Here is a 5,289-nt window from a genome sequence, read left to right as displayed (position 1 = left end):
CCTTGATCAGGCTCGACTTGCCGGCGCCGTTGTCTCCGATGACGGCCAGCACCTCACCGGCCCGCAGGTCGAAATCGGCTCCGGCGACCGCGGTGACGTGGCCGTAGCGCTTGACGATGTTGCGTGCTTCCATGACGATCTCGTTCATCGGGCCTTCCTTCGGGTGATGGAGTCCAACGCGACGGCGGCGATGACCAGCACACCGGTGACGATGTTCTGGTAGAGCGGGTCGATCCCTGCCTGGGTGAGCCCGGACTGGAGCACCAGCACGATCAGCGCCCCGAGGTAGCTGCCGAGCACGGTGCCCCGGCCGCCGAAGAGGCTGGTGCCACCGATGACGACGGCGGTGATGGTGTCGAGGTTCGCGGTCGGGTAGGCGTTCGGCGAGGTTGCGGGGCTACGGCCGAAGGCCTGCCAGGCGGCGAGCGCGTACAGCAGCCCGGCCAGCACGTACACCGACAGCAGCACCCGGCGCACGTTGATGCCGGTGCGCTTGGCCGCCAGGTCGTTGTTGCCGACGGCGTAGACGTGCCGTCCCCAGGCGGTCCGGGTGAGCGCGAAGTGCAGGGCGGCGACGCTGATGAGCACCAGCAGCACGCCGACGGTGATCTGGAACTGGCCGAACAGGTAACCGCCCTTGGACAGCACCGTCAACGGGCCGTCGTCCACCAGCACCGTCTCCTTGGTGTAGAGCCGTGACACCGAGGTCAGGATGGTCAGCAGGCCAAGGGTGACGATGAACGGCGGCAGCCCCAGTCGCGACACGATCAGCCCGGAGACCAGGCCGAGCAACGCGCAGAGCACGAACCCGATCAGCAGCGCGGGTATCTGCAGGCCCTCACTGCCCGAGGCCGTCTTCGCGACCACCAGGGTGCCGAGCACCATGATGGCGCCGTTGGCCAGGTCGATGCCGCCGGTCAGGATGATGATCGTCTGGCCGAGCGCGAGCGTGCCCACGACGACCGATTGCTGCAGGATCAGCGAGGTGTTGTCGACGCTCAGGAAGTTTTCGGTGAAGATCGAGAATGCGATGACCGCCAGGATCAGCGCGGATAGCGGCCCGAGAACGGGATTGCGGAAGAATCGGTCGGCAATCGTCGCGGCGCGGGTGCCGGAGGTATCCGGTACCGCGGCGGCCTTCTCGCCGGCGAGTTGTAGTGACTCGGTCATGTCTTACAACGCCTTTCGGTTTGGACAGGCACGGTGGGCGGTCATTTGCCCAGGGGAATCCCCTTACGCGGACCTTGAGTGCGCCGGTCGGGTCGGGGTGGTCCGCGCCCGACCCGACCGGCCGTACCGCTGCGGCAGGCCCGGACTCAGGAAGTGCCGCCCCAGCAGTTCTGCAAACCCCATGCGGTGTCCTTGGCGTCGAGGCCGCCGAGCGGCTTGTCGGTGATCAGCTGGACGCCGGTGTCGATGTAGCCGGACGCGGGCACCGACGGCTTGGTCTTGTCCTTGGCGAAGGCCACCGCGGCGTCGACGCCGGCGATCGCCATCTTCGACGGGAACTGCATGACCGTGGCCGCGATCTTGCCGTCCTTGACCGCCTGGACACCGGTGCACCCACCGTCGATGGAACCCAGCACGACCTGACTGGCCTTGCCGGCGTTCTTCAGGGCGGTGTAGGCGCCGATCGCGGCCGGCTCGTTGATGGTGTAGACGGCATTGATGTTGCCGTTCTTCTGCAGCAGGTTCTCCATCGCGGCCTGCCCCTTGCCCTGGTCGCCGTTGGTGTCCTGCCGGCCGGCGATCTCCTTGCTGCCCTCGGCGATTCCCATCCCGCTCAGGAACCCGTCGTGGCGCTGGTCACCGACCGACACGCCCGGCTGCAGGTCCAGCATCGCCAGCACCGGCGTCTTGCCGGCCAGCGCTGCCTTGACGTAGGCGCCCTGCTCCTGGCCGGCCTTGGTGTTGTCGGTGGCCCAGGTGGCGTCGACGCCCTTGTTCCCTTCGGTCTGGGTGTCCAGCGCGGCGACGAAGATCCCCTTCTGCTGGGCGGCCAGCAGCGTGGGAACGATCGCCTTGGAATCGTTGGGCGTGATCAGGATGGCCTTGACGCCGGAGGCGATCATGTTCTCGATCGCGGTGACCTGGCTGGCGTTGTCGCCGTCGGCGGTACCTGCCGCGGCGACCAGCTGGGCGCCCATCTTGGACGCCTCCTTCTGCGCCGCGGTACGCATCGAGACGAAGTAGGGGTTCGAGTCGGTCTTGGTGACCAGCCCGATCTTGAGGCCGCCGGCGTTGTCGCCGCTGGCGTTGCTCGAGCTGCCGGACTTGGTGGCGGTGCAGGCGCCCAGGGCGAGCGGGGCGATCAGGACGGCGGCCGTCAGCGCGATACGGGTGTTACGGGGCGTGCGTTGCATTTCTTTCCTCCTGGATGAGCCCCTGCCGCTGTTTGGCCGTCTTTTCTTGGGGGTGATTCGAGGCTAGCTGCCCGGCCCACGATTGCGCAAGCGCTTGCGCAAGCGCTTCGATGATACGATCGTGTCAGCTGGGTAACACAGGCCTGAGAGGGGACGCCGTGAACGTACGGATGAGCGACGTCGCGAAGGCGGCTGGTGTCTCGATGTCGACCGTGTCGCATGTCATCAACGGCACCAGGGTCGTGGAACCGGCGACGGTCCAGCGGGTCAATGAGGCCATCCACCGCACCGGTTACCGGCACAACCGGCTGGCCAGCGCGCTTGCCCGCGGCGTCGGCACCCAGTCGGTCGGGGTAGCGCTGTCCGCGCAGTCCAACCCCTACCTTGCCGACCTGGTGATGCCCATCGAAGCGGCCCTCACCCGGCACGGCTCGCTGATGCTGTTGGGCGAGACCCACGAGGACGGCGCGTCGGAATACCGCTTGATCAACGCGCTGCTGGACCGGCGGGTCGACGGAATCATCCTGGCGCCCAGTCCCCGGGCCGCCGAGCAGACCCTGCCGATGTTGGCAACATCGGGGCTTCCGGTGGTGCTCCTGGACCGGATCATGGACGCCGCGCACTTCGATCAGGTCGGCTCGGACAATGTCGAGCCGATGGCGGGCATCGTCGACCACCTCGCCCGGCACGGTCACAGCCGGATCGCCCTGGTCGCCGGCATGCCCGGGCTGGCCACCTCCATCGAGCGGCAGGAGGGATACCTGCGTGGCCTGCGGCGCAACGGGCTGGAGGTGATTCCCGAGCTGATCGTCGAGGGCGGATCGGCGGCTGCCGAGGCCGGCCGGGCGATGGAGCAACTGTGGTCCCGGCGACCGCGTCCCACCGCTGTCATCCCTGCCAACAACTACATGACGGTCGGGGTTCTCAGCTGGCTGCGTCAGGCCGGAGTCGTGGTGCCGCGGGACGTGGCCCTGGCCGGCTTCGACGACTTCGAGTGGTCCGACCTCATCGATCCCCCGCTGACTGCCGTGGCCCAGAACTGGACCGCGATCGGCCAGCGGGCCATCGACATGCTCACCGATCGGATGGCGAGCCCCGACCGGCCGTTTCGTACCGAGCGGATCGTGGCCAGCCTGATGGTTCGCCAGTCCTGCGGCTGCCCCGGCTGAGGCAGCGCGGCGCGGATCCCGGTGTCGGCTGGCCTGCGAAACCTTGTGATTGATCAGGTATCGATCGGCGTCGCCACCGACTCCTTCCCAAACGCCAGAGCATGCTGACACACTGAGTGAGGCATCCCGTCGTTGCCGTGACAGCGGCTGACGGGAATGGTTTGGAGCGACCATGATCTCATGGTGGCGCGCCGACAGGACCAGCGCGCGTAGGACTGAACATCCGGCCGATTCCACGAACGTGACCGCGTTGCTTCAGGCGCCGATCAGCGGCACGGTCGCCGTAGGAACCCACATCGAGCAGCGGGTCCTGAACCTGGGAGGCGTGCACGGCGGCGTCGTCACCATTGTCGAGGGCGGCGTCGTCGCGCCCGTCGCCCGGTCGCGGCCGGTGGTGCTGCGTCCGGCACGACCGGAACTGGTGCTGGATCGCCAACCCCTGCGCGAGCTGGCGCTGCCGGGCTCGACGACTCGGGTAGTGGAGATACGGGGCGAACCCGGCAGTGGCAAGACCACGATGCTGGAGGAGCTGGCGTGGACCGTCGCCGACGGTGATTACCCCGACGGCGTCGTGTATCTGTCGCTCAATGCCGCTCAGCTCAACGACGCGCTGTATGACATCTGGACCGCCTTCCATGAATGTCCGAGCCCGTACAAGCCGGTGGACGCCCAGGTACGCCACGACCTGAACTCGGCCCGCGCCCTGATCCTGCTGGACGATGTCGACCTGGAGCCGGACGAGCTTTGTCACATCCTGCACCTACTGCCCGGCTGCCGTTGCATTGTCGCAAGCCATGATCGCCGGCTGTGGGGTGAGGGCCGCAGCATCCCGCTCGACGGCCTCCCGCTGGAGGATGCCGTACCCCTGCTCGAGCACTGCCTCGGCCGGCCCCTCGAGGCTGCCGAACGCGCGCTGGCCGAAGCGTTCTGGCAGCACAGCGCTGGTCATCCGCTACGACTGCAGCGGTCCTTCGCCGCGGCCCTCGAGGAGGCGGAACGGACCAGGAGCAAGGCGGTCGGGATCCCGCTGCCAGCGGTTCGCGCGGAGGCCGAAGTGGGGTCGGGCGAGGCGTTCGACAGCGCCGCGCTGGAACTGCTGCTCGAAAGGCCGGCCTCGTTCGATCTTGTGTCGTATGTGCAAAGCCAGACTGACCAGTGGCGCGCCGGCGCCCTGGAGTATCTCGCGCAGGGTGACAGCTCAGCCGCGACGCCGCGACGGTTGCGCTTGCACCGGTTGCTGATCGAGTGGGCGGTGACCGCCCGCAACTTCGAACCGGCCCTGCGGCTGGTCCGGTCGACGGAGTCCACCCTTGCGGTCCGCGGCTACTTCGACGACTGGTTGCGCGTGCTGGACTGCGCATATTCCGCCGCTGTCGAGATGTCAGATCCGGACACCCAGGCCTGGGCGCTGCACCAGAAGGGAACCCGGGCGCTGTGCCTGGGCGACCTGCCGGCCGCGCAATCGGCATTGGCGGCCTCGCTGGAACTGCGGACCCGCACCGGTGATGGCGCCGGTGCCAGGGTCACCCGGCACAACCTGGAACTCAGCCGCCGCCATAAGGGCCTGGTCGGGAGCGGGCGTGAGCATCTGCTGGCCGGCCGGCTGAGCCGGACGCTCTTGGTCGTCGGGACCCTCTTTGTTCTTTCGCTGGCAGTGGCAGGGATAGCCGACGGACGTCCGCCGTGGTTGTTCCATCCCAGAGCTGCGTCAACGACGCAGCCACTGCCAGGCCCGCCGTCGACGAGCGCCGCTCACC

5 protein-coding genes are annotated in these 5,289 nt (G+C 67.9%); 2 read left to right on the top strand and 3 right to left on the bottom strand.

Going from position 1 to position 5,289, the window contains the following annotated elements; genetic code table 11:
* The 3 genes from VF542_RS14240 to VF542_RS14230 all read right to left on the bottom strand — a co-directional run.
* On the bottom strand, positions 1-148 hold a 148-nt coding region (locus tag VF542_RS14240; RefSeq protein WP_408652365.1), incomplete at its 3' end, for an ATP-binding cassette domain-containing protein.
* On the bottom strand, positions 145-1,170 hold the full coding sequence (locus tag VF542_RS14235) for an ABC transporter permease (protein WP_408652364.1): 1,026 nt from the start codon (positions 1,168-1,170) through the stop codon (positions 145-147). The genes VF542_RS14240 and VF542_RS14235, both read right to left, overlap by 4 nt.
* Before the next feature lie 146 nt (positions 1,171-1,316).
* Positions 1,317-2,363 carry a substrate-binding domain-containing protein gene (locus VF542_RS14230; RefSeq protein WP_408652363.1) on the bottom strand — a complete coding sequence of 349 codons (1,047 nt, stop codon included), beginning with the start codon at positions 2,361-2,363 and terminating at the stop codon, positions 1,317-1,319.
* Between the two features lie 170 nt (positions 2,364-2,533).
* Here VF542_RS14230 and VF542_RS14225 point away from each other — a divergent pair, with 170 nt between their 5' ends.
* Both VF542_RS14225 and VF542_RS14220 read left to right on the top strand, forming a co-directional pair.
* Complete coding sequence (locus VF542_RS14225) at positions 2,534-3,532, top strand: LacI family DNA-binding transcriptional regulator (protein ID WP_408652362.1); 999 nt, start codon at positions 2,534-2,536, stop codon at positions 3,530-3,532.
* 241 nt (positions 3,533-3,773) lie between these two features.
* Positions 3,774-5,289, top strand: a 1,516-nt coding sequence (locus tag VF542_RS14220) for an NACHT domain-containing protein (protein WP_408652361.1), incomplete at its 3' end; no start/stop codon positions are given.

The organism is Jatrophihabitans sp. (assembly GCF_036389215.1).
Taxonomy (GTDB): domain Bacteria; phylum Actinomycetota; class Actinomycetes; order Mycobacteriales; family Jatrophihabitantaceae; genus Jatrophihabitans_A.
Note: the sequence above shows the minus strand (reverse complement) of the source record. Positions and strands in the feature narration are given on the sequence as shown.